Annotated in this window: 16 protein-coding genes; 9 read left to right on the top strand and 7 right to left on the bottom strand. The window is 69.3% G+C overall.

All coding sequences use genetic code 11. From position 1 onward, the window contains the following. From ACZ46W_RS10895 to ACZ46W_RS10875, 5 genes are all read left to right on the top strand, one after another. Window positions 1-2,304 carry a hypothetical protein gene (locus tag ACZ46W_RS10895; RefSeq protein ID WP_468334610.1) on the top strand — a complete coding sequence of 768 codons (2,304 nt, stop codon included), beginning with the start codon at window positions 1-3 and terminating at the stop codon, window positions 2,302-2,304. Window positions 2,305-2,317: 13 nt separating this feature from the next. Next, on the top strand, window positions 2,318-2,881 hold the full coding sequence (locus tag ACZ46W_RS10890; protein ID WP_468334607.1) for a hypothetical protein: 564 nt from the start codon (window positions 2,318-2,320) through the stop codon (window positions 2,879-2,881). A 202-nt stretch (window positions 2,882-3,083) separates the two neighbouring features. Continuing rightward, window positions 3,084-4,007 (top strand): protein kinase family protein, encoded by a 924-nt coding sequence (locus ACZ46W_RS10885; RefSeq protein ID WP_468334604.1) that lies wholly within the window; start codon window positions 3,084-3,086, stop codon window positions 4,005-4,007. A gap of 17 nt (window positions 4,008-4,024) precedes the next feature. Further along, the gene (locus ACZ46W_RS10880; RefSeq protein WP_468334601.1) at window positions 4,025-6,229 is read left to right on the top strand and encodes a protein kinase domain-containing protein; all 2,205 of its coding nucleotides are present in this window, start codon (window positions 4,025-4,027) and stop codon (window positions 6,227-6,229) included. 14 nt (window positions 6,230-6,243) lie between these two features. Continuing rightward, the gene (locus ACZ46W_RS10875) at window positions 6,244-8,286 is read left to right on the top strand and encodes a serine/threonine-protein kinase (RefSeq protein WP_468334598.1); all 2,043 of its coding nucleotides are present in this window, start codon (window positions 6,244-6,246) and stop codon (window positions 8,284-8,286) included. Between the two features lie 134 nt (window positions 8,287-8,420). On the opposite strand, the gene ACZ46W_RS10870 is transcribed toward ACZ46W_RS10875, so the two are convergent. The 7 genes from ACZ46W_RS10870 to eccB form a co-directional block, all read right to left on the bottom strand. Further along, window positions 8,421-8,720, bottom strand: coding sequence for a WXG100 family type VII secretion target (locus ACZ46W_RS10870; RefSeq protein ID WP_468334594.1), 300 nt, complete (start codon window positions 8,718-8,720; stop codon window positions 8,421-8,423). Window positions 8,721-8,784: 64 nt separating this feature from the next. Beyond that, complete coding sequence (locus ACZ46W_RS10865; protein ID WP_468334591.1) at window positions 8,785-9,132, bottom strand: WXG100 family type VII secretion target; 348 nt, start codon at window positions 9,130-9,132, stop codon at window positions 8,785-8,787. Between the two features lie 91 nt (window positions 9,133-9,223). Continuing rightward, on the bottom strand, window positions 9,224-10,501 hold the full coding sequence (locus ACZ46W_RS10860; protein WP_468334588.1) for a S8 family serine peptidase: 1,278 nt from the start codon (window positions 10,499-10,501) through the stop codon (window positions 9,224-9,226). A gap of 25 nt (window positions 10,502-10,526) precedes the next feature. Beyond that, window positions 10,527-12,284: a hypothetical protein gene (locus ACZ46W_RS10855; RefSeq protein WP_468334585.1), complete on the bottom strand. Its 1,758-nt coding sequence runs from the start codon at window positions 12,282-12,284 to the stop codon at window positions 10,527-10,529. An 11-nt stretch (window positions 12,285-12,295) separates the two neighbouring features. Next, complete coding sequence (locus tag ACZ46W_RS10850) at window positions 12,296-12,754, bottom strand: hypothetical protein (RefSeq protein ID WP_468334582.1); 459 nt, start codon at window positions 12,752-12,754, stop codon at window positions 12,296-12,298. A 145-nt stretch (window positions 12,755-12,899) separates the two neighbouring features. Beyond that, the gene (gene mycP, locus ACZ46W_RS10845) at window positions 12,900-14,141 is read right to left on the bottom strand and encodes a type VII secretion-associated serine protease mycosin (protein ID WP_468334579.1); all 1,242 of its coding nucleotides are present in this window, start codon (window positions 14,139-14,141) and stop codon (window positions 12,900-12,902) included. Between the two features lie 14 nt (window positions 14,142-14,155). Continuing rightward, on the bottom strand, window positions 14,156-15,682 hold the full coding sequence (gene eccB, locus ACZ46W_RS10840; protein ID WP_468334576.1) for a type VII secretion protein EccB: 1,527 nt from the start codon (window positions 15,680-15,682) through the stop codon (window positions 14,156-14,158). A gap of 180 nt (window positions 15,683-15,862) precedes the next feature. Here eccB and eccE point away from each other — a divergent pair, with 180 nt between their 5' ends. The 4 genes from eccE (at window position 15,863) to ACZ46W_RS10820 (ending at window position 21,359) form a co-directional block, all read left to right on the top strand. Next, window positions 15,863-17,197: a type VII secretion protein EccE gene (gene eccE / locus ACZ46W_RS10835; protein ID WP_468334573.1), complete on the top strand. Its 1,335-nt coding sequence runs from the start codon at window positions 15,863-15,865 to the stop codon at window positions 17,195-17,197. Then, complete coding sequence (locus tag ACZ46W_RS10830) at window positions 17,197-17,913, top strand: hypothetical protein (protein WP_468334570.1); 717 nt, start codon at window positions 17,197-17,199, stop codon at window positions 17,911-17,913. Before eccE ends, ACZ46W_RS10830 begins: the two co-directional genes overlap by 1 nt. Window positions 17,914-18,126: 213 nt before the next feature. Further along, entirely contained in the window at window positions 18,127-18,360 is a 234-nt protein-coding gene (locus tag ACZ46W_RS10825; protein WP_468334567.1) for a DUF397 domain-containing protein, read from the top strand. 341 nt (window positions 18,361-18,701) lie between these two features. Beyond that, window positions 18,702-21,359, top strand: a complete 2,658-nt coding sequence (locus ACZ46W_RS10820) for an SCO5717 family growth-regulating ATPase (protein WP_468334564.1) — start codon at window positions 18,702-18,704, stop codon at window positions 21,357-21,359. Window positions 21,360-21,430 lie beyond the last annotated feature (71 nt).

Genomic DNA, 21,430 nt, shown 5'->3' with positions numbered 1-21,430 from the left:
ATGGATTTCGAAGCCCTGCACTCGGCCAACTTCAAACTGCTCGACGACACGGTCAGCGACTGGACGAGCATGCTGACCAAGCTGAAAGAACTGAAAAAGGACGCCGAAGAGGGCCTGCACGGGCAGGCCAAGAGGGCCAACTGGGCCGGCTACAACGCCACCGTGTCGCGTGAGTTCATCGGTAAGACCGCTGGTGAGTTCGGTGACGCGGTGACCCAGGCGACGTCCATCCGCAACATCATGCGGGACACCCGGGATGAGCTGAAGACGCAGCAGCGGCTGCTCAAGGAGGCCATCGAGCGCGGGCGGGGAATCAACCTCACGGTGTCCGCCAACGGCGGCGGCTTCACGGTCCGGGAGAACCCGGAGAAGAAGGCTCCCAACGGGCAGAAGGACGTCGACGCCCTGCGTGACGAGTTGCAAGCCATCCTCAGCAAGGCGACCGAGATCGACAGCACGGCGTCGACCTCCCTCAAGGCACTGGTGGACCTCACGGACCACGGCTTCTCGGACGCGTCGTACAAGAACCGCGACGAGGCGGCCAACGCGGTGAAGGAGGCGGAGCGGCTCGCAGCTCTGGCCAAGAAGAAGCCGGAGGACCTGACGCCGCAGGACTTCGACGCTCTGAAGTCGGGGCTCGAGAAATACTCAGGCGATGAGATTTTCGCCGAGCGCTTCGCCACGACCCTGGAGGCCCAGGGCACCCTCAACTTCTGGGATGGGATCAACGAGCGTCATGCCGCGTACAAGCTGGGCCCCGAGCGTCTGGATCAGTACGACGACCTCCAGAAGCACCTGAGTCTCACTCTCGCTACGGCCTCCCAGGCGGACACGCCCGAGATGTCCCGGTGGAAGTCGGAAATGGTCACCCTCGGCGACCAGCCGGTCTCCAAGAGCAGCACCGCCATGGGCTTCCAGGTCATGAGCAACCTGATGCGCTGGGGGAACTACGACGACCGCTTCTTGACCGACTACGGCAGCAAACTGATCGAAACCGAGAAAAGGCTGTCCGACAACGGCCGCCACGTGCCGATGGCTTGGCAGCACATGGGCATGGACACACTCCTGAACCGAACGGGCAGCGACTCGGGCTCGGACCCGATGACGGGCTTCATGAAGGCCCTCGCCAACAGCCCGGACGCCGCCACGGAATTCTTCAACGCGGACTTCGTCACCAAGGACGAGGACCACGACTTCGAGCGGGACACGGACGGCAACGGCAAGAACGGCAAGGTGGGCCTGAGTAACTTCCAATATCTCTTCGAGGAGCGCGACTGGCCCCAGGAGGTGACCAACAAGGGCGAGGACAGCATCGAGGGCCGCAACAATCTTGCGATGGCGCTCGAGGCGGCTACCACCGGTCACCCGGCGGGAGAACTGCCGACGGTGGACACACCTCCGCACAACAGCCAGCAGGCCACACTCATGGAGAGCCTGGTGCAATCCATTTCGGACAACAACAAGCGGCTGACAGACCACGGCTACATGTCCGACAGCATTGGGCAGATCGCTTCCGAGTATCTGCCGGACATCAACAGGGCAACGACAGAGACCAATCCCAGCCCAGACGCCACCCCTTCCGAGAAGGCGGCCCGCAACAGGATCGAGAAGCTGTTCCCCGTTGCTGGTAGCGAAGCCGTCATGGACCACCGAGCCGTTACGCGATTCCTGCTCACGGTGGGGCAGGATCCGGAAGGATACGCAGCCGTCGAAGTTGGCCAGAAAGCCTACATGGCCAACTTGATGGACTATCACCTGAATCCAAACCTCCCTGATTCCCAGCGTTTCTCCAATGATCAGCAGCTTGTGGTGCGGGAGATTGCCCACGCTTCCGGGGAAGTCGCCGCAACTCTTAACGTCGGGCGCCAAGAGGCAACTGCAGGGGACGCAGCGGAAGCCGACAAGAAATACGAGCAGTCCGTGGCTCAGTGGAAGAATGGAATTTCGGGTGGGCTCGGAACCGGTATCGGTGTCGGCGTTGCTTTCATGGCCAGCCCCGTTGTCGGTGCTGCAGTGGGAGGCGCTGCGACAACCGTGAGCAGCTTGATCCTCGAGGAGGTATTCCAGGACGCCCAAGGCAACGCGAAGGACGCCGCCGGCGGCCAGATGGGCAAGGACTGGGAGAACGGACTCCAGACAAACATCAAGCACACCGGTGGGGCTGCCGACGCAGCCGCGCAGGTTCACAATCTCCCCAACCGGGGTGACATTGCGGAATATGCCCGGGCAGGAGTCCGTGACGGCTACGACTTTGGCGGCAACTTCTCCGACCGGGTGGCTCCGGAGCTTCAAACCGACATCTGACCGGGAGACCTCGGTGAAAGATACATCACCAATGCACGGTTCGCGCTTCTTGAAAGCCGCACCGGTTGCCTTCGCAGCCTTCGTGGCGACCGGCATGCTGACCGGATGCTCACAGGAGCCGGGTGGAGAAGCGAGGGAATACACAGTTCCGTCCTCGCTGTGCGGCGTTCCCGTACCTGCTGACCTGCTTTCTCCGTTCCTGCCACCAGGCTCGGCTGTATCAGCCAAGGAGGAAGGCTCCGTCGAAGCGACCAAACGCTGCGAGATCACCGTCGACGGCGAACCGGCAGTGACGGCGAGCATGGAGTGGCGAGAGAAGAACGAGAGACTCTCGGAAGTGGCACTCGACCACGAGCGAGTGGACCTGGCCACGTATGAATCAAGCGGCGCGTACCTGTACTCAGGCACCGGTGCCGTCGGCAGGGTCGACGGATGCAGGAACCCGAAGTTCACGGGCGACATGTTTGCCGTCGTGGAGGCCCACGGGGCCGACCACAACGACAAGGAAGCGATGAGAAAATTGATCGTCGCCTATACGGGTTCAGTGCAGAAGGGCGACGAATGCCATCGTTCCTGAGGAGCAACGCCGTTGCTGAGTGTCTGCTGCGGCACTGAGCAGACGAGCCACCCGAGTGCAGGCATCGCTCCCCGTGTGGTTGCACAGGGCAGGAGACAGGGCGGCGCCTCCCCTGCGTGCCCACCTTGTCCACCCACTCCATGCCGCCCTATGACCTCCCGATAGGCTCCACTGGTCGCTGCTTGCTAAGGGGGATTCGCAGATGGAACGCGGGCGCACGGTACGCCCCTCCGGCAACGGCCCGCGCCACATCGGCCCGTACCACCTCATCACCCGGCTCGACCCGGCCGGCCCCGGCTTTCCGCCCGTGCCCGAGCGCCGGTTCGTCGCGCGCAGCGGGGACGGTGAACGTACGGTCCTGGTCAGCGCGCCGCTCGGCGGCATTGATCGTGGCCGCTTCCTCGTCGAGGCCCAGGCGGCACGCGCGTGCGCCGGGCCGTGGGTGCTGCCCGTGACCGAGGTGTCGCCCACCCCGGCCGAGCCCTGGTACGCCACGCCCTACCTCCCCGTGCTGCCCCTCCCCGTGGCCCTCACCGTGCATGGCGGGCCGTTGCCCGAGCACACCGTACGGGCGCTGGGCACGGCCCTCGCCGACACGCTCGCGGCCGCGCACGCGGCGGGCATCACCCACGCGGGCCTCTCCCCCGCCGCGGTGCTGCTCGCGTGGGACGGTCCGCGGCTCACCTGCTACGGCTCCGTGCGCGCAGCCGCGCCGGACGGCGAGCAGCGCAGCGGCCGTCCCGGGCTGGAGCCGGGCAGTCTTGCCCCCGAGGCGGCGGCCGGCGGGCGCCCGCGCCCCGCGGGCGACGTTTACGGGCTCGGCGCCGTGCTCGCGTACGCCGCCACGGGCCACACGGTCCCGGACCGCTCCGAACTCCCCGACTCACTTCGCCCCTTGATATCCCACTGCCTGTCCCGGGACGCGGCCGCCCGCCCGACGGCGTCCGAGCTGCTGCTCGCCCTCCCACCGGCCTCTTCGGCGCCCTCGGCGACGGTCCTGGATTCCTCGGCGTCCCTGCTGTCCCCCGGCTGGCTGCCGGGCCGTGTGATCGCGGCACTCGCCCGCCAGTCGGCCCAGATCCTGGCAGCCGAAATCCGTGTCCCTCAGACCACCGCCAGGACCTGACGACGATGCTCGCGCCTTTGACTCACGACGACCCGGGCGAGATCGGCGGCCACCGTCTGCTGGCCCGCCTCGGCCACGGCGGCATGGGCACGGTCTACCTCGCCCGCTCGGCCGGAGGACGCACCGTCGCCCTCAAGACCATGCATGCCCGCATCGCCGCCGACACGGCCGCACGCACCCGCTTCCACTTGGAGACCGACGCCGCACGCATCATCGGCGGCCACCACGGTGCCACCGTCGTCGACGCCGACCCCGGCGCCCAAACCCCCTGGCTTGCCACGGAGTACGTTCTCGGCCCGCCCCTCGACGACGCCGTGGCCCTCTGCGGCCCCCTGCCCGAGGCGTCCGTCCGTGCCCTGGGCGCGGCCCTCGCCGGTGCCCTGGCCCAGCTCCACGCATCCGACGTGGTCCACCGCGACCTCAAGCCCTCGAACGTCATGATCACGGCGTACGGACCCAAGATCATCGACTTCGGCATCGCCCGCGCCGCCGGGGACGACCGGCTCACCCGCACCGGCACCGCCGCGGGCACGCCCGCCTTCATGTCCCCGGAGCAGGCCACGGGCCAGGAACACACACCTGCGGGCGACGTGTTCGCCCTCGCCGGGGTCCTCGTCTTCGCCGCCACCGGCCACGGCCCCTTCGGCACGGGCCAGGCGGCAGACCTCCTCTACCGCGTCCGCTACGCCGACCCGGACCTCACCGGAGTTCCGGCCGCTCTGGCCCCGGTCCTCGCCCGCTGCCTGGCCAAGGACCCTGGTCAGCGCCCCACCACTCGGGAGCTCATCGCCGAACTTCACGACGGCCGCGGCGAGTTCGCCGACCACCTGCCGACTCCGCTGCTCACCGACATCGCCCGCCGCGCGACGGAGGTCTGGCAGCACCAGCCGTACCGGCTGCCGGCCCCTGTAGAGGGCTCGTACGCCGTGCCGCCCTCGGGCCGTCCGGGCATGTCCCGGCGCAGGCTGCTTTCGGTGGCCGGGGGCTCGCTGGTGGCCGTGAGCGCGGCAGGGGCGGGAGCGTGGGTGTGGTCCGGCAGGCAGAGGACGGGCGACAACGCCGAGGGCGCCAAGTCCACGGAAGACGGTGGGCCGCAGGAGCTGTGGCGGGCCTCCATCGACACACCACCCTGTCTCCTGCCCATCGGCGATGCGATCGCGACATGGCAGGACGGGGCCTTCCAGGCCTTCGGTGCGAAGAACGGCCAGAAGCTGTGGTCGTCGCACGGTGTGGTGATCGAACCCCATCAGGTCGTTTGGGACGGGACAAAGCTGTACGGCGTCTATTTTCCGGACGACGACGGCGGCAAGGCACTGTCCGTGCACGCCTTCACCCCCTCCGATGGGACACCGCACCACCGCATCGCCCGCCTCGCTGATTTCCGCGCCTCCTATCAGGACGTGGCGGCCCTCATCGCGGCAGAGGACGTGTTCTGCATGGCGGCCAAGAAGAACGTCCCGGGCCACGACACCAGCCTCGAACAGATCGAAGACTGGTACGTGCTGGCAATCGATCTCCGGTCGGGCAAGAAGCTCTGGGAGAACAAGGTGCGCCAGGTCAGCGCCTCGGACCCGGGTATCGCCGTCCGGACCGCCGGTAACCGGTTGCTCTTCTTCCGCTACGAGAGGGAGGACCCGGACCCCAACGCCGTGGGCAGCAACATGCACATCTCCTGCGTGGACCTCCGCACCGGTGAGCAAGCATGGAGCACGTACCTGCCCTGGAGCCTCGACTACAAGAGCCACGTCGTCCCCGATCCTCTGGCGATCGACGAACGGCACGTCTATGTCGCAGGCGCTCACGTGTGGGCGCTCCGGCTCACCGATGGAGAAGTTGCCTGGCAGTTCGGCGACGGCCGTGGCACCGGCCAGGCCCCGGACCGCGCCCGGCCCTATGGCGCCCCCACCGTGAAGAACGATGTCGTCTACGCGGCCGAGGGCGTCCGTGGCCTTGTCGCCCTGAACGCGGCAACCGGTGAGCTCCTCTGGGAGGAACAGGAGGACCTGACCAAGGACGAGGCTCCCGACCTCGATCACCCACCGGTCGTCGGAACGAAGTACATCTACGTCAAGGTCAATACCGGTATCAGCGCCGTCGACCTCCGCAGCCACACGTCGGCCTGGACCTACCGGAGTTCGCCCGTCAGGTTCGCGGCCCACGAAGGCGCTGGGCGTCTCATCTGCGTCGACAGGGTGGCCATGACTGCTCTGCCCCTCGAATGAGAAAGCGCGTACAGATGCTCCCCCTCAGCACCGGCGATCCCCTGCGCCTCGGCCCGTACCGGCTCCTCGGCATCCTGGGTGAGGGCGGTATGGGAAAGGTCTACTTCGGGCGGGACAACACGGGCCGCACCGCAGCGGTCAAGACCCTGCGCCCCGAGCTCTCCCAGGACCTGCATCTGGCCCAGCGCTTCGTACGGGAGGCCGTCACCGCGCAGGCCGTGACCAGCCACGGCGTGGCAAGGGTCCTCGGCGCGCAGATGGAGAGCGGCCGGCCCTGGATCGCCGTGGAGTTCCTGGCGGGCCCGACACTCGAAGAGGCAGTCGCGGCGTACGGGCCGCTGGACGAGACCGGGCTGCGCGCGCTCGCGGCGTCTGTCGCCCGCACGCTCCAGGACATCCACGCGGCCGGCCTGGTCCACCGCGACCTCAAGCCGTCCAACATCGTCCTTACCTCGGCCGGTCCCCGCGTCATCGACTTCGGCATCGCCCGCCCCGAGCACGGATTGACCCTCACCACGACTGGCCAGATCCCGGTCACCCCTGGCTACGGTGCGCCAGAGCAAGTGCTCGGGCAGCGTGTCGGACCGGCCGCCGACGTCTTCTCGCTGGGCGCCCTGCTCGCATACGCGGCGAGCGGGGTGCGGGCCTATGACGGTCCGCACGTGGCAGGTGTGCAGTACCAGGTCGTGCACGGCGAACCGGACCTGCGGTACGTCCCCGAGGGAATCCGGGCCCTGCTGCTCCCGTGCCTGGCCAAGGACCCGGCCCAGCGCCCCCTTCCCGCGCAGATGGTGCAGGCCTTCGCGCCTCCTCGAGGCGCGGACAGGGCCTGGCGCCAGGGCCCTCTGGCCGAGGAGATCGGACGGCGTGAAGAGGCTGCCAAGTCCGTTGCCTCGGCCGTGTCACGAACCGACGGCACCACACCCACCCGTCGGCGTCTGCTGGCCTCCATGGCTGGTTCGGGTGCTGCGCTCGGCATCGCCGGTGCAGGTGCCTGGTGGTGGCTGCGCGATCCCGCGCCTCCGAAGAGGCCGGTCATCCCAGCAGCCGCAGCACGGCCTGTGGCCGCCATGCTCAAGCCCGATGAGGAGCTGGCCCCGTTGTGGGAACCCATCAGTGGAGCAGACTTCAGGACACCGGCTCCCCTCCCCGTCCGGGACGTCGTGGTCTTCGGCTCGGCCGACGGCGGCCTGGCCGCCCACCGGGTCACCGACGGCAAGCGGAAGTGGACGGCCTCGGATGTGACGGCATCCGCGGGCGTCCTCACGGCTGCCGATCGGCTCGTCCTGGCAGCGGGAGCGGCGGGAGCCCTGTGCGCGTTGATCGCCTCGACCGGTGAACAAGTGTGGTCGGTCCCGCTCTCCGTCAGCAAGCTCCTGGCCTCGGACGGCAACGCGGTGTATGTGATGACCGAGGAGCGGCAGTTGCAGGCCGTCCGCGTCACCACCGGCAAGGTGCTCTGGTCGGTGCCCACGCCCGTGCGGACGTCCGTAGCCGAGCCGCCGGCAGCGGCAGCCTCAGAGGGGCGACTGGTCCTCTTCCCGTCGGACGGCAATGTGACGGCTCTGGACACGGCCACCGGCAAGGCCGTCTGGGATGTCGACGACCAGGGAACCTCAACGGTCATGCCTGCCGTGGTCGGCGACAAGGTCTTCCTCGGTGGCACCACGCTCACCTGCCGGTCACTCGCCGACGGAACGGAGTTGTGGAGTGTTCCTGGCGGGTCCCGGCCATGGGGTCCTCCAGCCGTCCGCGGCAACGAGGTGTACGCCGCCAACCACTACCTCCACCGGCTCCGAGCGGGCGACGGTAAGGAGGAATGGAACCTCTACGAGTCGGGCGGACACAAGGTCGACCGGCCACCCGTCGTCCAGGGGGGCACGGTATGGATCGCCAACGCCAATGAGAGCGGGGTGATCGCCGCGGACACCCGCTCCGGCGAGCAGATTTTCCTGTACTCTCCCGAAGGCTTCGGCCTGTACACCTGCGCCGGTGACGGCAATCGCGTCTTCGTCGCGCACGCCGGCTCCGTTGCCTCCTTTCCCGTCAGACCTTGAGTTCGGTCTGAAGCTGCCGGTTGCCACACGCGAGTGGAAGCGGTGGCCTGTGCCCAAAGCGGCGGAATTGAAGGAACAGGGTGGGCACCCCTCGTGCGTGCCCACCCCTGGTGTTCGTGTACGGCTGCCGGAGCCTACAGGAAGTAGCCGGCGGCCTTCTTGTCGCCGCCCATGTAGTCGCCGCCCGCCCTCGCGACGACCTGTCCGATCTGCATGAGGGCCTGGTGGATGTCCGAAGCTTCCTTGTCCCACTTCGTCTGTTCCTGGACGTAAGCCTCGTGTGCCTCGCCTTCCCAGCCGGCAGCGACGGTGGCCATGGCCGTCTTGATGGAACGCAGATCCTCTTCAAGCCGCTTGGCCTGGTTACCGAGCACGGTGGCCGTCGCGTCGAGAGCGCCGTACTTGACGACAAGCCCGTCGTAGTTCGTACTCATGTTTCCTCATCTCACTTGGTTGTGAATCGGCCTTGGATGCCGAAATCGGGTCGCGCCAGGAGCTCTACAGGCCGCTGAGGTTCGACTTCGCCTGGGTACCGACACCGAGGTCGACATTGATGCTCTGCACAGCGGCGAGAACTTCGTCCTCAGTGCCGTCCTTGATCTTCCTGGAGGCGCTCAGCCCCTCGAGGAACTTCGCAAGAATGTTGCCGAGACGCACCATCGAGGTGTTGATCTCTTCCTGCTTCTTGTTGAAGGCGCCTGCGCCGATACCCTTCCACTGGCCCTCAAGGCTGTCGATCGTGCCCTGAATCGCCTGGAGCTGGCCCTTGATGGAGTTGAACTTCTCGAGGAGATGCCTCTCGAGCTTGATTACTTCGCTGTCTGAAAGCCGCTGGCCCTGTGACACGGTTGCGTTTCCCTTCTGAACTGCTGTGTCGGCTTGCTGAGTTGTGCTTCACCAGGTGGTGAAAGGTGAAGTCTGAAGCACCTTGGCCCGGTCAGGCACTGCGCCGTCGGCGTGCGATCGCGTAGACGGCCCCCGCGAGGACGGCCACGAGGGCGGCTCCGCCGATGATGAGACCCAACTTGCTTCCGCCGTCTGCCTTCTGGGCCCCCTCACTGGAGCCTGCCACGACTGCGTCGGACCCCGGCTTACCCTTCGGGGCCTGTGACGAAGCTGGTGCGGAAGGTGCGGCCGAGGCGGACGAACCGGACGAGCCGCCCCCGACCCTCTCGTTGGTGAGGGGACTGATGTCCGGGTCACCAGGCTTGCCCAGCCCTCGGTTGATGTGGGCGCCGGGGCGGACGATGCCGTGGCCGAGGTAGTTGCTGACGGTGCCGGGCTTCCAATCCTTGCCCCGCCCGGCGGACTCGAACATCACACGCAGGACCTGGTTCCCCGTCCACTCCGGGTGCTTGGACCAGATCAGGGCGGCGGAGGCGGAGGCGATGGCGGAGGCGGAGCTGGTGCCCCCGTCGCCGTCGCAGTAAGCGTCGAATTTCGCGTCACACCAGCCCGGGATGCCGTCGGCCGGAGCGGCGATGTCCACGAAGTCGCCGTGTTGAGAGTAGTCGGCCACCTTGCCGTCAGGGCCGGACCCGGCGACGGCGACGGCTTCGGGATAGCTGGCAGGGTACTGCGGCTTGTTTCCCTTCTTCGCGCTATTGCCGACGCCGGCGAAAAGCAGTTTCCCCTTGCTCTGGGCGTATTCCACAGCATCGCGCACCTCGGAGCTGTAGAACTCGTTACCCATGGAGATATTGATGATCTGTGCCTCACCCTCCGCAGCAGCGCGGATGGCCTCTTGCATGTCGAAGGCGTTCACCTTCTCCTTGTTCTGCAGTTCGGTATTGGACACTCGGTAGGGAATCACCTTCGCTCCGGGTGCCAAGCCTTTTAGACCGCCACCTTTCCCAGTGCCAGCGATGAGCTCGGCCATCGAGGTTCCGTGCCCGTCGAAGTCGTCCGTCGCCTCTCCCGCTACCCCAGTGAAGTCGTACCCCTTGAGAACCTGCCCCTTCAGTGACGGGGTGGAAGGCCTGACGCCCGTGTCGATCACTGCGACTTTGACGCCTTCACCAGTTGTGGTCTTCCAAATTTCGTCGGCGTTCATGGCGTCGAGGTACCACTGTTTCGACTGCGGGTCCGTGATAGTCGCTGCCGCGGCCGTGCCTCCGGTGCCCACCGTTGATACAACGGCCACCACGCAAAGCAGGCCCGCTCGCCAACTAGACGGAGAGCTGAGCTTCGGGACCTGACTCATCACTGGCCTCATTCTGACTTCCGAACCTTTCGAGTGCCTACCCGATCACTGGCGGCACAGAGCCGCGCCGCCTGGTTGCCCACGTCTCTTCGTCTTCCGTCAGCGGCTGCGGTCGGGGTGAAGCGGGCGGCTTTTGTTCCCCGTCCCGGGACCGCTGCTGCCCGCTACCGCTGGGGGCGCTGAGCCGTGCACCTGTGTCGGCACCACGGGGCGCACCGAGCACACCGTTCTTGCTGGGAGTACCGCGATTGGTGGGACGGGGACCACCGCTCGTCTGGTTCGCACCAATGACGCCCGCCTGGCTGGGCCTCGCCGCGGGTGAACGTCCTGCAGTGGATCCCTCTGCACCAATGACCGTGCCCTTGGGTACGCGGGGCCCTGGAAGGCCGTTGACGGCCCGCTGAGGTGTGCCGCCGACGACCCCGTTCGGGTGCCCCCCACGGGTTACGTTCGCGGAACCAGAACGCCCTGCCGTTGGTTGTCCCGCTGTGCCCGGCCGGCCTACCACAGGCGACTGACCGGCACTCCCGCCTGTGCGGCCCGCTGGGCTGGGCCCAGTGCCCATGGCTCCTGGCCGACCGACGGTTCCGGCGCGCCCGCCCGTCTGAGCCTGAGGTCCACCGACGCCCGGGATTCCAGGCCGTCCCACGGCTCCGGAGGTGCGTCCCGCGTTTGTAGAGCCGCTGCCTCCAGGACCACCCACTCGGCCCACGGTGCTGGTGCCGTGACTGCTTCCACGGGGCGCATCTGTCGCTCCCACCGCGCGCGTTGTGGCACGTACGGGAGTCCCGAAGCCCGGCGCTGGAGGAGTGATGCCATTCCCTGGGCCGGTCGTGCTGGGGGCCGAAGGGGCCTGCTGGGGACCGGATGGGGCCGCGGGTGGAGCCGTAGGCGTCACAACGCTGTCGATTTCCATCGACGGGTTGGAGCCGATCGCCTGCACCGGCTTAGTGTCTACTTCTGTCCCAGGCGTGCCCGCACCAATGCTCGCTCCTGCACGACCCACGCTGGACGGCATCGACGGCGACTCCGACCACCCCGTTGCCGCGCCCGCATCTGCTACACGGCTGCGCCCGGGGTCGAACTCCCCTGTCGGCGGCGGCACCGCCGCCTTGTACGCCGCCGGCGGCGGCGGCATGTCCTGACCGGCGAGGGTCGACTGGGAGACCACGTAGTACGACGCCAGACGGTTCATCTGGTTGATGGCCTCCTGCCGGTCCTTCTCGACCTGCAGCGCCTTCTGGTACTCGGGGTTGTCCTGCCTGGCTTCCGCGGGCTTGAACTGGCGCGGTTCCTTCTGGTCCGTGCCGGCACGGGTGTCGCGGGGCGGCATCGCGTTGCGCACGGAGGCCAGGCCGGTGCTGGCCACCTTCATCTGGGCGCCGACCGCATTGGCGACCTTGGCGATTTTCCAGGCGTAATCGACGACACCGAGGCCGTACGTCTGGAAGGCGGTGGCTCCCTCGCCCTCCCACTCGGTGTTCTTGACGAAGTCGTTCAGGTCCTTGGCCGCGCTGTTGATGGCGACGGTCGCCTTCTCCAGAGCCTCGCCGGCGTGCTCGAGGTCGGCCGGATTGGCCTTCTCCACAAGGCCGATCAACTCGTTGAGCATCATGCCGTCGAAGGCGGTCTTGCCCAGAGCGATGTAGCCAGCGCCGGGGCCGAAGACGTCGACGAGGTCCGACACGGCCCCCGTCATGTCGACGAAGGCGGAGGCCCCCCGGATCTGAGCCTCGTCCGCCTGCTGCTGCTCCAGTGGAGTCAGTGGCCGCTTCGGCTGCTTCTCTTCACTCATCACGCATCACCTCAGGTCAGGTCCGTCGTGCCGCTGGCGGCCTCATTGCGAGGCGGCGGAGGCGTGGCAGGCTTGTCGCCCTGCTCCTTCTCACGCTGCTTCGCCTCCGCACGCTCGAGCGCCTCGGCCCGCTCCTCGTCCAGACGAGCCCTGATCTCGTGGAAGCGGCGACGCTGCTCCTCGTCCACGTTGTCGTAGCCGACGTCGGCGGCATGCACGCCGATGGTCAGCAGCTCGATCTGGTCGCCGAGGGACTTCGACAGCGACACGAGGGCCTGGTGGACGCGGCCGTACTCCTCGTAGAAGGCTTTCGCCTCCGTGAACTCGCCGCCGAACGACGCACGCGTCACCCGCTCCGCCGCGACCTTGGCCGCGCCCCCGTCTCCGCCTTCCAGTTCCCTGAGCACCGCGTCGACGCGCGACCGGAACTTCTTCAGCGCGCCCACTCCGCGCTCGAGGTCACCTGCCATGGCCGCCCCCGTAACCGACTACCTCGAGCACAGTGCTCAGTCCTCCCCGTTTGCTTTAGCTGACACTCAGTGTCGTGGTCACTCTAGTCACTGGCTCTGACAGCCCCAAGCGCCTTACCTGTCACGCGGTTTCACCGCCTCGCGGTCACAACCTCGCGACCCGTCTCGCCCGCCGACGGGAGTCGCGGAGCGCCACCGCGCTGCCCGCGATGGCGGCGATGAGGACGCCGCCGCCCAGCACGACGTACGTCGCGAGGCGGGCGTTGCGTTCGTCCGGGGTTTCGCCGAGGTGGAGCTTTGCCGGGGTGGGGGCCTCGGCGCGGGTGACGCCCTCGTGGGCGACCGGGGCTTCGATGGGTTTGTCGTCCTCCGTCAGGGCGCGGACCGGGTCGACGACGCCCCAGCCGACGAGACGGTCGTGACCGGCGACGGACCGTTCGGCGGTCTGCTGGATCTGGGCGACGATCTGCTTCCGCGTCCAGTCCTTGTGCTTGCTCTTGATGAGAGCGGCGAGACCGGCGACGTACGGGGCGGAGAAGCTGGTGCCGTTGTCCGCGCAGTGGCCGCCGCCGGGGACGGTGGAGACCATGTCGACGCCCGGTGCCGCGATGCCGACGAAGTCGCCGGACTGGGAGAACGGCGCGCGTTCGTTGTTGCGGTCCGAGGAGGCCACCGCCAGGACGCCTTCGTACGAGGCGGGGTAGGTCCTCTTGACGTTGCCGCCCAGGCCGTCGTTGCCCGCCGACGCGACGACCACGATCCCCTGGGCCAGGGCTTCGTCCACCGCCTGCTTCAGCGCGGGGGCGGGTTCCACCGCCTTGGCCGTGTCCTGCGAGATGTTGATGACGTCGGCTTCCTCGGCGATGGCGTGTTTGATGGCCGTCGCCAGGGTCTCGGCGGTGCCGTGTCCTTCGGCGTCGTTCTGCTGGATCGGGATGATCGTGGCCTCGGGGGCGAGACCGACGAAGCCGGTGCCCTTGGCCGGGCGGGCGGCGATGATGCCGGCGACCTTGGTGCCGTGGCCCACCACGTCCGTGGTGCCGTCCTCCTTGCCGCGCTCGATCTTGTTGCCGTTCTCGTCCTTGAGGTCCTTGGGCAGCAGGTTGACGCCGCTCTTGGTGTCCACGGCCTTCTTCAGTTGCGGGTTCTTGACGTCGACACCGGTGTCGATGACGGCGACCCGCACGCCCTTGCCGGTGGACTGCTTCCACAACTCGTCCAGCAGGACGCGCTGAAGGGACCAGGGACGGCCCTCGTACATCTTCCCGGGGAAGGTGCACTGGGTGCTGGTGCTGTCATCCGCGACCGCGGGAGCCGCGGGCAGGGATACGAAGGTGATCACGCTGGCGGCCGCGGCCGCCAGCAGGCGTCGGTACGTGTGGCTCATGTGCGCCTCGGCTCTCAGGAGCCCTGCGGCTGACTCGCCGCCCCGGTGGACAGGCGTGGACCGGTCGGCAGGAAGGTGGACCATTCGGCGGGGACGGGCACGGGGTCCACGTTCTTGTAGCCGAGCCGGTTCTGGGCCTGCTGTGCCTCCTGCTGCCGCGCCCGCTTCTCCTCCTTCGACCCGGAGGAGCCGATGCCGGAGTCGCCCGTCGCGCTGTCGCCGTTGGACTGCATGGCGTAACGCAGCCCGGTGTCGGTGACCAGGAAGAGGAAGCCGGTGTCGGTCTTCGCGCCCTTGAACTGCCGGAAGAGCTGGCCGGATCCCGGGGTGACGTAGGCGCTACTCGAACCGGTCGGCAGCGGGGCGGGGAAGTCGCTGCCCGCCCACGTGCTGAGTGTGGTGGAGCCGTTGTCGCCGTCCACCTCGCGCAGCACGTTGCACACGGTGTTACGGCTGCCCTCGGCGACGGCCGCCTCGTTGACGGGCTTCGGTGCGAACTCCGGCCACTTCTTGTCCTTCCCGAAGGCCTCGCCCGGCTCGAAGGCTCCGGCGCTGACGGACTTCGCCCGCCCGGCCTGTCCCAGGTCGATCAGCTCCCTGCTGTTGAGCAGCAGCTTCGCCACGAAGTCGGAGACGGGGGCCACCCGTCCCTTGAGGACGACGTACTGCTGCTCCTTCGTCCCGTCGGTCGCGGTGAGGACCATGCCCACCTTGTTGTCCTCGGGCTTGAGCAGCCCCGGGACGCCGGCGGGCTCACCCGGCTGCCCGGGGACGGCCGGGAACGTGATGGTGTCGCCCTTGTGGAGGGTGTCCAGCCACGCGGCGGACACCCGCTGCGCGGCACGGCCCTGGCCGACCAACTGGCGCAGGAGCAGCTCGTCCTCCTTCACCGGGTACGCGGTGCCGTCGGCGTCCACCACGTAACGGGTCTTGTCGGGCCCCTCGACGTAGATGAGCTCCCCGCCGCGCAGCCGGTTGGCGCCCTCCGTCCTGCCGTGCTCGCGCTCGGCGAAGACGAACGCGGCCTTCTGGATGGCCCTGCCGCCCTCTCCTGGCCGCTCGCAGACGGCCCAGCGCTTGGCGGCACCCGCCTCCTTGGGGTCGGGCAGCCGGTCGGGGGCGTAGGGGATGCCGAGGGTCGCGCCGTGCGGGATCTTGCCGCTGTCGAGCACCGACTCGTCGACGTTGATGACTTTGCCCTTGTCGGGGTTGAGCAGGAGCTTCGCCGACGACATGTTGAGCACCGGATGGAGCTGCACCTTGCTGCCGGTCTTCAACACCACATAGCGCGTGGTGGACTTGCTGGCGATGATGACGTTCTCGCCGGGGGTGTCCCAATTCTTCGGCGCGACCGGCTTGAACATCCCCCAGGCACCGAAGACCGCCAGGACCACCACACCGACGATGGCTCCAGGCACCACGGCGCGAAGCGGGCGGGGTGCGCCTTCCTCGGAGCCGGTGGTGTTCGGCTGCACGAACTGCGCAATCAGCCTCCGCTTTGCGAAGGTGTAGGCGTTGAGTTCGTCCCGTCGTGATGCCATTTGTCCGCTGCCCCTCATCCCCTCTGGGCGCCCAGGTTCCCACACGCATCGAAACGCTTGCCGTCGCGCCGCCCACTACTATGCCTGCTGGCGCCTGCATCCCCCCGCTCAGGTAGGGTGATCGCCCGGTCAACGCCCATAAGGATTTGGCTTTTGCGGACACGAGGGGGCAACGCGGCGATGGGTACGGCGACGCGCGCGCGGAGTGGGCGGGCACCCGGACGAGCCCCCGACACTTCCCAACGGCAACGCAGTAACGACCGGTCGACACCGCCGGTTCAGGGAACGCCCGCAACGACCACCCTGCGCCCCCTCTCCCGTACCGGCCGCCTCGGCCCCTTCCAGCTCCGGCAGTTGGTGCTGGTGGAGATGGCGTTGGCCCTGGCCGCCGTAGGCGTCGCACTCGGCGGTCTCTGGCTCATCCCCACGTGCGCCGTGGCATGCCTGCTGTTGCTGCTCGCCGTCATCCGCCGCCGTGGCCAGGCACTTCAGGACTGGCTCTCCACGGCACTCGCGCTCCGCGCCCGCAGGCGCAACGCCACGACTCCGGGCCCGGACGCCGACCCGTCGCTGGCCACCGTCACGGAGAGCGTGCCGGGCTTCCGCCCCTTTCCCCACGTCGACCGGAACCGCCGCACGGTGGGGATGCTCGGCGACGGCACCTTCCTGACCGCGGTCGTACGCGTGGAGTCCCAGGGGTCCGCCCTGCGCCCCGCGTCCGGCGCCCGCGCGCTGCCGCTGTCGGTCCTGGGCGACGCCCTCAAGGTCGACGACATCGTCGTGGAGTCGGTCCAACTCGTCCAGCAGGTACGCCCCGCCCCCGCGCCGCACCTGCCTCAGCAGGCCGTGGCGCGGCTCTCGTACGCCCCCTTGCACGAGCGGACCGGGGCTCCGGCGCTGCGCATGACGTGGGTGGCCGTGAAGCTCGATCCGGAGCTCTGCGCCGAAGCCGTCGAGGCACGCGGCGGAGGGATCGAAGGGGCGCAGCGCTGCCTGGTGCGCGTGGCGGACCACGTGGCGAGCCGCCTGACCGGCGTCGGCTTCCAGGCCGTCGTCCTGGACCAGGAGGAACTCAACTCCACGGTCGCGACCGCCGCCTGTGCCAGCCCCCGTCTGGCGGCCCGGGCCTCGCAGCCCGGTAGCGCACCGCAGCGCCGCACGGCCGAGACCTCACGGGTGTGGCGGTGCGACGACCGCTGGCACACCACGTACGCGGTCGGCCGCTGGCCGGAGCTGGGCCGGGGGGCGTCACCGCTGCCCAAGCTGGTGTCCCTGCTCACCTCCGTCCCCGCGTACGCCACCACCGTCAGCTTCACGCTGCGCCGCGGAACGCGGCAGGGGACGATGAACGTACTCAGTCACATCCGTATCACCGGCGGCTCCGACACCGAACTCGTCGGCGTACGCCGGGCGCTGGAACAGGCCGCCCGATCGGCGAAGGTGGGCCTGCTGAGGCTGGACCGCGAGCAGTTGCCCGGCGTGCTGGCGACGCTGCCGCTGGGAGGTGCGCGGTGATGACCCGTACCGCTTCCGTACGCGGCCTGCGTGGGCTTTTCGGCCCGAGTCACCCCGGCCACAGTGTGGTGACCGACCACTTGGGTGCCCTTTCCCTGCCCGTCGGGGACGACGGCGTGGTGATCGGCGACGACGCGGAGGGCCGCCCGCAGTTGGTCGGCTTCCACCGCTCGACGCCCTACGACGTTCTCCTGATCGGCGGCCTGTGGACGGCGCAGGTGCTGGCGCTGCGCGCGGCGGGTACGGGAGCGCGCGTCGCGGTGGAGACGGGACGCGCACAGGAGTGGAGCGTCCTGGCGCAGTCCGCCGGTGCCGGCCTGGAGTGCATCACCCTGCACGACGTGGGCCGCGTCCCGCCCATGGGCGCGACCGTGGGCAGTCCGGTCGTCGTGGTCAGGGACTGCGGCATGCGACCGCCCCGCGGCCGCGTGGTGTCGTCGCCGTGGCAGTCCGTACTGACACTGCTGCCCTACCTGAGCCCTGTGGCACCCCGGCTGATGCGGACGTCCACGCTCGTGGGCATCCAACGCGTCTCGCCTCAGGAAGCCCAGCAGATCGGCCGGATACTGGGGCTGCACCGGACCGAGACGGACGCGCTGCCGACCCTCGCGGACGGCGTGACCCTCTGGTGCGCCGGGAGCGACCGGCACTGGGTGATGACCAGCGCCACGGACGCGGAGGCCGGTCTCCTGGGCATGCCCCGCCGCATGGACTGAACCTCGCCTCGCCTCACTCTCCCGAGTGAGGTACGTGGACGGTGACAGGGGTACGCCCGCGGAACCGCGTACCGATCCGCCCAAGCGCTCGGGCCACCCGGCTCCGGCTGGCCTAGGATGCCCGTGACGGCGCTTGAGCCACCGTCCAACTACGCGCCGTCACCGGGCGTTTGTCCACGCCCGCACAGCCGGCCGTCATCGAAGGGAACCGTGATGGGGAGCGCAGAGGAGAAGGACGCGCTGTACGCGCTCGACATTTCCGATGTCGAGTGGCACGGCGCCCCGGGTACGAGCGCCGACGAGGAGCGCGTGGAGATCGCATACCTTCCGGGCGGAGCCGTGGCCATGCGCTCGTCCCTGGACCCGGACACCGTCCTGCGGTACACGGAGGCCGAATGGCGTGCGTTCGTGCTCGGGGCGCGTGACGGGGAGTTCGACCTGCGCTGAGGGGCCGAGCGGCCGATTGAGGTCGAGACCTGATCGTTGGGGAACGCCCACCGGAGGGACAGGGCGCCCTTCTTCCGCCTGATTGTGCCGATTTGCACAGCCGGATTCCTCACGCTCCGCCGTACCGGAGTGACGTGAGGGCAGGGCGTGGGATACGGGACAGCGGGAGACCACCGGGCGGGCCTGCCGGGCGGGTGGTGTTGGCGATTAGGGTGGGTGAGGGCGCGGCGCCGAACGTGCGGACATGTCGCCACGTCCCCGGGGGAGAGCCGGGCCGATCGGAACAACGGTGGCCCCCACCCACGACGGCACAAGGGTGCTCGACCACACCAGGAGGCAAAGTGAACGGCGATCGGGACGACATCCACGGGAGCTGGAACATTCCCGTCGAGGAGTCCGACGCGGATCCCGCCGAGATGACGGGTGAGTTCACCATCGATTACACACCGCCTGCCTGGTACACGCAGAACGCGGGCGACACGTCCTCGGCCGGCGAGGCGTCGGCCCCACCGCCGGCCGCGCCGCCGGTTACGCCTCCGGCCGCCCCGCCGGTCACCCCGCCGGTCACCCCGTCGGCCACGCCTCCGGTTACGCCTCCCGTTACGCCGCCTCCGCCGCCGAGCGGGGCGACGCCGGTGGCCGTGCCGGGGGTGCCGCAGGCTGGCGGTTTCCAGCCGGACTGGGCGCCGGGGGCGGCGCCTTCGGCCCCGGCTCCGTCGGCCCCTCCGGCTGATGCGGCACCCGCGCCTTCGGCGCCGGAGGCTCCGGCTCCCGCGGCTGCCCCGGCTCCGGTTCCGGCTGAGGCCACGCCTGCCGAGCAGGGGCAGGACGAGGGGGCGCAGCCGTTCGGGGGCGGTGACGTCGAGAGTGGGGCCACCATGCGCTTCTCTCCGGCCGCGTTGAAGCGTGAGATGGCCGAGATCGCGGAGCGGGAGGCGGCGAAGTCGACAGAGGCTGCCGAGGGTTCCTCCGGGGACACGGAGGCGGAAGCGGTCAAGGCCGCAGACGAGGCCCCTCAGGCGGACGCCGGTGACGAGGGCGCCGAGGCGGAAGCGCCTGAAGAGGCAGTCGCGGAGGCCGCGCCGTCCCAGGACACGCCGCCGCAGGACGCCCCGCCCCAGGACGCCGCGCCGCAGCACGCCACGCCGCAGGACACCGCCCCGCCCGCGCCCGAGGCGGCGCAGCCGTGGGCGCCCGCGCCGGGGCAGCAGGGCGCCGGGCTGCCGCCGTTGCCGCCCGCGTTCCAGCCGGCCACGCCGACGGGGGCGCCGACCGGTGCGCCACAGTGGCCCGCGCAGCCCGCGCCGGCCCAGGAGCCGTCGGCTCCGCCCGCGCCCGTTCCGGCCCAGGCGCCGGCGCCCGCCGCCGCACCGCTGCCGCCGCAGGCTGCCCCCCAGGGCGGCTACGGCTTCCCCCAGCCCGGCCAGCCCCAGGGCGGGTACGGCTTCCCGCACCCCGGCCAGCCCCAGCCCCAGCCCGGCCAGCCCCAGCAGCCCCAAGGTGGCTACGGCTTCCCGCATCCCGGCCAGCCCCAGCCGCAGGCGCAGCCCCAGCCCGCCCCCCAGGGCGGCTACGGCTTCCCCCAGCCGGGACAACCCCAGCCAGGACAGGCCCAGCCGGGACAGCCGCAGCCCCAGCAGCCGCCCGTCGATCCGCGGACCGGTCAGGCGTGGCCCTCGTCCGTCACGCACGACCAGCGCGAGCGGTCCGTGCCGGGCGCGCCGCTCGGTTACACGGCGGCCGTCGAGCTGTCCTCCGACCGCCTGCTGCGCAACAACAAGCAGAAGGCCAAGTCCAGCCGCAATCCCTCCGCCGCCGCCCGGTTCAAGCTCGGCGGCAAGAAGGAGGAGGCGGAGCGGCAGCGGAAGCTGGAGCTGATCCGTACGCCGGTGCTGTCCTGCTACCGGATCGCGGTCATCTCCCTCAAGGGCGGCGTCGGCAAGACCACGACGACCACCGCCCTCGGCGCCACCCTGGCGACCGAGCGGCAGGACAAGATCCTGGCGATCGACGCCAACCCGGACGCCGGTACGCTCGGCCGGCGCGTCCGCCGCGAGACCGGGGCCACCATCCGTGACCTCGTCCAGGCGATCCCGTACCTCAACTCGTACATGGACATCCGCCGCTTCACCTCGCAGGCGCCCTCCGGTCTGGAGATCATCGCCAATGACGTGGACCCGGCCGTGTCGACGACGTTCAACGACGAGGACTACCGGCGGGCGATCGACGTCCTGGGCAAGCAGTACCCGATCATCCTCACCGACTCCGGCACCGGTCTGCTCTACAGCGCCATGCGCGGCGTGCTGGACCTCGCCGACCAACTGATCATCATCTCCACCCCGTCCGTCGACGGCGCGTCCAGCGCGTCCACCACGCTCGACTGGCTGTCCGCGCACGGATACGCCGACCTGGTGCAGCGGTCGATCACGGTCATCTCGGGTGTCCGCGAGACCGGCAAGATGATCAAGGTCGATGACATCGTGCAGCACTTCGAGACGCGCTGCCGCGGGGTCGTCGTGGTGCCGTTCGACGAGCACCTGGCGGCGGGCGCAGAGGTGGACCTCGACATGATGCGGCCGAAGACGCGGGAGGCGTACTTCAACCTCTCCGCGATGGTCGCCGAGGACTTCGTACGGGCGCAGCAGGCGCAGGGGCTGTGGACCGGCGACGGTCACGGCTCCATGCCGCCCCAGATGGCCCCGCCGGTCCCGGGCCAGCCGCTGCCGGGGCAGCCCGCCCCCGGCCAGCCCGTGCCCGGCCAGCAGCCCTACCCGCCCCAGCAGCCCGGCGTACCCCCGCAGGGCTGGCAGCCGTACCAGCAGCCCGGTCAGCCCGGCCAGCCCGGCCAGCCCGCGCAGCCCGGCCAGCCCATGCCCCCGGCACAGCACCCGCAGCAGCCGCCGCAGCAACCCCATCCGCAGCACCAGCAGCCGCAGCAACCGCACCCCGGCTGGCCGCAGCAGCAGCCTCCGCAGGCGCCGCCAGCCCCTCAGCAGTAGGGCGGCAGAGGACTGGACCAATGAGGGCCCGCACCGTGACCACGGTGCGGGCCCTCGCCATGCCCCCCGCC

The sequence above is a fragment of the Streptomyces sp. NPDC031064 genome (assembly GCF_055570965.1).
Note: the sequence above shows the minus strand (reverse complement) of the source record. Positions and strands in the feature narration are given on the sequence as shown.